This is a genomic window from Pseudoxanthobacter sp., assembly GCF_036822375.1.
Lineage (GTDB): Bacteria > Pseudomonadota > Alphaproteobacteria > Rhizobiales > Segnochrobactraceae > Pseudoxanthobacter.
The window spans coordinates 1-4,606 of sequence record NZ_DAISHT010000035.1 but is presented as its reverse complement, the minus strand read 5'-3'; the positions used below and the strand labels follow the sequence as shown (position 1 = coordinate 4,606).

4 protein-coding genes and 1 pseudogene are annotated in these 4,606 nt (G+C 70.8%); 1 reads left to right on the top strand and 4 read right to left on the bottom strand.

From position 1 onward, the window contains the following. Window positions 1-13: 13 nt before the first annotated feature. Window positions 14-409, bottom strand: a complete 396-nt coding sequence (locus V7067_RS05700) for a hypothetical protein (RefSeq protein WP_334174919.1) — start codon at window positions 407-409, stop codon at window positions 14-16. Window positions 410-601: 192 nt separating this feature from the next. On the opposite strand from V7067_RS05700, the gene V7067_RS05695 reads away from it, so the two are divergent. Further along, window positions 602-1,918 carry a hypothetical protein gene (locus V7067_RS05695; protein ID WP_334174918.1) on the top strand — a complete coding sequence of 439 codons (1,317 nt, stop codon included), beginning with the start codon at window positions 602-604 and terminating at the stop codon, window positions 1,916-1,918. A gap of 13 nt (window positions 1,919-1,931) precedes the next feature. Here V7067_RS05695 and V7067_RS05690 read toward each other — a convergent pair whose 3' ends face one another. From V7067_RS05690 to V7067_RS05680, 3 genes and pseudogenes are all read right to left on the bottom strand, one after another. Next, on the bottom strand, window positions 1,932-2,543 hold the full coding sequence (locus tag V7067_RS05690) for a hypothetical protein (RefSeq protein WP_334174917.1): 612 nt from the start codon (window positions 2,541-2,543) through the stop codon (window positions 1,932-1,934). A 5-nt stretch (window positions 2,544-2,548) separates the two neighbouring features. After that, window positions 2,549-3,748 (bottom strand): succinyl-diaminopimelate desuccinylase, encoded by a 1,200-nt coding sequence (gene dapE / locus V7067_RS05685; RefSeq protein ID WP_334174916.1) that lies wholly within the window; start codon window positions 3,746-3,748, stop codon window positions 2,549-2,551. A gap of 134 nt (window positions 3,749-3,882) precedes the next feature. Next, window positions 3,883-4,606: pseudogene (locus V7067_RS05680) on the bottom strand (argininosuccinate synthase); the annotation flags it as partial.

The following is a 4,606-nucleotide window of genomic DNA, read 5'->3' as shown; positions in this document are numbered from 1 at the left end:
GCGCAACGCCCCCTCAGCGCACCGGCCGGCACACCCGGACCGGGCGCCACGAGACCACCGGCGGCGCATAGGGCCGGCGCAGCACCACCCGCTCGCGCCGCACCCGGCACACCTCGCGGTAACGCGGCGGATAGGCGCGGTAGCGCGGCGGGTTATAGCCGCCGCGGTACCAGCCGCCGGGCGGCGGGGGCGGCGGCGGCGCATACTGGCCGCCCGGCTGCCAGCCGCCGTTCCACTGCACCGGCACCACCCCGGCCGCAGCCGCCGGCGCGGCCCCGCCGGCCACAACAGCCAGCACCACGCCGGCCAGGGCCAGCAGCCCCGCCAGACCGCGGCGCCCGATGCCCGCGTTCTGCACACGGGCGCATGCCGCAGCCGGTGCCTGCTCCGTTTCCCGATGCCAGACCATCTGCCTCTCCTCTGAACCCGGCGGCCGCAGCCGCCGCTTTCACGATGAAGCCGACGATAGCGCCGGCCGGCTGAACGCGGCCTGAGGGCGCCGTTCAGCCGCCGTTCAGCCGGCCGGCGACGGTCGGCAGCGCGGACGCGCCATATTTGTGCTATGAGGAAGGCCTGTGCGCGGTCCGGGGAGAGAGAAGCCATGCCGCTCGACATGCGCGGCCTTTATCTGACCGGGGCCGACGACCACACCGCCGCCGCCGTGCGGCAGTTCCAGCACGCCTGCCTCGGTTACCATGACAACGAGCATGAGATCGTGGCGCTGGCCGAGGCGGTGCCCGACTGCCCGCTGGTGCAAATCTATGCCGCCTGGCTGGCGCTGCGCACCGGCTCGGCCCGCCAGATCGCCACTCTGGCCCGTCCGCTGGTCGACCTCGCCCGCCTCGTTCCCCATGTGACGGAGCGCGAGCGCTGGCTGATCGAGGCCGCCGATGCCTGGGCGCGCTGCGCTTTCGGCGAGGCCCTGCTGCGGCTGGAAAGCGTGGTCGAGCGGTGGCCGGAAGACCTCATCGCCCTGCGCTTCGCCCACACGCTGTTTGCCCACGCGCCCGACGATGTGCGCCAGTTGCGGATGATGGGCCGGGCGCGGGTGATGAACGAGGAGCAGGCCCCCTTTCTGGCCCTGCTGGCGGATGCACAGGCCCAGCAGGGCGCCACGGCGGTGGCCCGCGAAACGGCCGAACGGGCCCTGGCCCTCGATCTCGATACGCCGTGGGCCCATTTCGTGCTCGGTGCCTGCCATATCGCCGGCGGCACCATCGCCGATGGCCTGCGCCTGTTCGACACCGTGGCGCCGACGTGGGACGGGCACAACACGGTGCTGCGCACCCACAATGTGTGGATGAACGCTCTGCTGCATCTGACCCGGCTCGATGTGCCGGCTGCCATGGCGCTCTATCACCGCGCCCTCGCCATCGTCGACCCGCGCACGCCGCGCGCACTGACCGATGCCATTTCCATCCTCTGGCGGGTGGAACTGGTCAGCGCGCCGCTCGACCCGACCTTCTGGACCGGCCTTGCCGCCAGCGCCGCGGAGCACGCCGGCGAGGCCGTCAACCCGTTCCTGAACGCCCACTTTCTCTATGCTCTGGTGCGCGGCGGCCGCAAGGCGGAGGCCGACGAGGCGCTGCGGCTGATGTCGGCCGCTGCCGTGCGCAGCGAGCGCTGGCAGATCGGCCTGCAACTGGGCCAGGGCGCAGCCGCGATGGCCGCGCAGGATGCGGCCGGTGCCGTGGCCGCGCTGACGCCCATTGCCGGCCGGCTGCGCGAGGCCGGGGGCAGCCGCATCGAGAACAACCTGTTCCGCCTGACGCTGGTCGCCGCGCTGGCGATGTCCGGCCAGCGCACCGCGGCCGGCGAGGCCCTGCTCGCCGTCAGCGGCGCCCGCCCGCCGACGCCGTTTGAAAAGGCGCTGACGGCGCCGGCCGAAATCGCGCCGGTCGATCTGGCCCTCGCCTGAGGCGGTGGCCGCCTCAGAGCCCGATCAGGCGGTCGAAACCGACGCTGACGAGGATGCTGAACACCGTCTCCAGCGCCACCAGCCCGATGCAGAGCCCCACCGGCGCCGCCAGCGCCAGCCGCGCCACGCGGTAATGGTAGAACAGCACGATCACCAGCACGACCAGATTGGCCAGGAACCAGGCCTCACCGTCGACGAGGCCGAAGGTGAACAGCAGTTCCGGCAGCACATAGATCGCCGCCGCCACCACGCTCGACCAGTTGCGCACGATGACATAGGGCACGAAGCGCGGCGCAATGCCCAGCGGCCGGGCCAGCGCCATCAGGATCAGCGGATAGCCGATCCAGTCGATGACGAGTTCGCCGGCGCGGGTGGCGAACAGCAGCGTCCACGGAAAGGAATCGGCCTCCATCAGGCCGAGGCCGACGGCAAGGTGGGCTTCCGCCACCGTGGAAATCACCAGCGCCGGCACCAGCAGCACGATGGCGCCGAACGACAGCCAGAACGCCTCGACGCTGAACTCGAAGCCCGCCAGCGCCTTCTGGCGGCCGAAGAGCACGTCGATCGAACCTTCCAGCGCGCGGATGACATGGGCGACGAGGCCCGCGGGGTCACGACTGGCCATGGACATCAGCCGGCAAAATACTGGCTGAGGAAAGCGGCATAAACGGCGGCCAGCTGCTCCAGCTCAGCCACCGGCACGCGCTCGTCGACCTTGTGCATGGTGGTGCCGACCAGTCCGAACTCAACCACCGGACAATAGTCCTTGATGAAGCGCGCGTCCGATGTGCCGCCGCCGGTCGTCAGCGCCGGCTCAACCCCGGTCACCGCCGCGATGGCGCCGGAGAGCGCCGCCACCAGCGGTCCGGGCGCGGTGAGGAACACATCGCCGGAGGCGCGCTCCAGCACCAGCTCCGGCACCGCAACGCCGGCGGCCGTCGCGGCGGCCGTCAGACGGCGGCGCAGTTCCGCTTCCAGCGCCGGCCGGGTCCACAGATCGTTGTAGCGGATGTTGAAGCGCAGCCGCGTCTCGGCCGGAATGACGTTCCACGACGGATTGCCGGTGTCGACCGACACGATTTCCAGATTGGAGGGGGCGAAATGGGCGTTGCCGGCATCGAGCGGCGGCTCTGTCAGCGCCGGCGCCACCGCCAGCAGCGCCCGCAGCGGATTCAGGGCGCGCTCGGGGTAGGCGACATGGCCCTGCACGCCCCGGAAGGTGACGGTGCCCGACATCGAGCCGCGCCGGCCGATCTTCACCGTGTCGCCCAGCAGCGCCGCGCAGGTCGGCTCGCCGACGAGCGCCGCGTCGAACACCTCGCCGCGCTCGGCACACCAGTCCAGCAGCTTCGCGGTGCCGTTGACGGACGGCCCTTCCTCGTCGCCGGTGATGAGAAAGGAAACGGACCCGGCGAAATCCGGTCCCGCCTTGGCCAGAAAGCCGAGGGCGGCGGCCATGAACGCGGCGATGCCGCCCTTCATGTCGACCGCGCCGCGTCCGTAGAGCGCGCCGTCTTCCACGGCGCCGGAGAACGGATCGTGCCGCCAGGCGGCCACGTCGCCCGGCGGAACCACATCCACATGGCCGGCGAAGGCGATGTGCGGGCGGCCGGTGCCGAAGCGGGCATAGAGATTTTCAACCGGCTCCGTGCCCTCTTCCGAAAACACCGGACGGGCCACGCGGAAGCCGGCGGCAGAAAGCACCGCCTCCATCTCGTCCAGCGGCCCGCGGGCATCGGGCGTCACGCTCGGCTGGCGGATCAGCCGGCGGGCAAGGGCGAGGGCATCCGGCAGTGCCGGGCCGGCATCGGCAAGGGGGCTCTGGGCCATCGGTCACCCTCTGTGCCGCGGGCGGCCCCGGCGGCAAGGCATCGCGGCAGCGGGCGGTGCCCGGCCGGAACAAAGCGCGGGGGGCAGGCCCCCGCGCCTTCAGATTGCAGCGTCCCGGTTTCCGGCCCGCGGCCTCAGCGCTCCATGCCCTTGTCGCGGGCGGCCAGCAGCCGCAGGCGCAGGGCGTTGAGCTTGATGAAGCCCGCAGCGTCCTTCTGGTCGTAGGCGCCGGCGTCGTCCTCGAAGGTGACGATCTTGGTCGAATAGAGCGAATTCGGGCTGGAACGGCCGATGACGATGGTGTTGCCCTTGTAGAGCTTCAGCCGCACCGTGCCGGAAACCGGCTCCTGGCTCTTGTCGATCAGCGACTGCAGCATCTCGCGCTCGGGCGAGAACCAGAAGCCGTTGTAGATCAGCTCCGCATAGCGCGGCATCAGCTCGTCCTTGAGGTGGGCGGCGCCACGGTCGAGGGTGAGCGATTCCATCGCGCGGTGAGCGACGTGCAGGATGGTGCCGCCGGGGGTCTCGTAGACGCCGCGCGACTTCATGCCCACGAAGCGGTTCTCGACAAGGTCGAGGCGGCCGATGCCGTTGACCTTGCCCAGTTCGTTGAGGCGGGTCAGCAGCGTGGCCGGCGACAGCGCCTCGCCGTTGATGGACACGGCATTGCCCTGCTCGAAGCCGATCTCGATGACGGTCGGCTGGTCCGGGGCTTCTTCCGGCGACACGGTGCGCTGGAAGACATAGGCCGGCGGCTCCTCGTTGGGATCCTCCAGCACTTTGCCCTCGGAAGACGAGTGCAACAGGTTCGCATCCACCGAGAACGGCGCTTCGCCGCGCTTGTCCTTGGTGACCGGA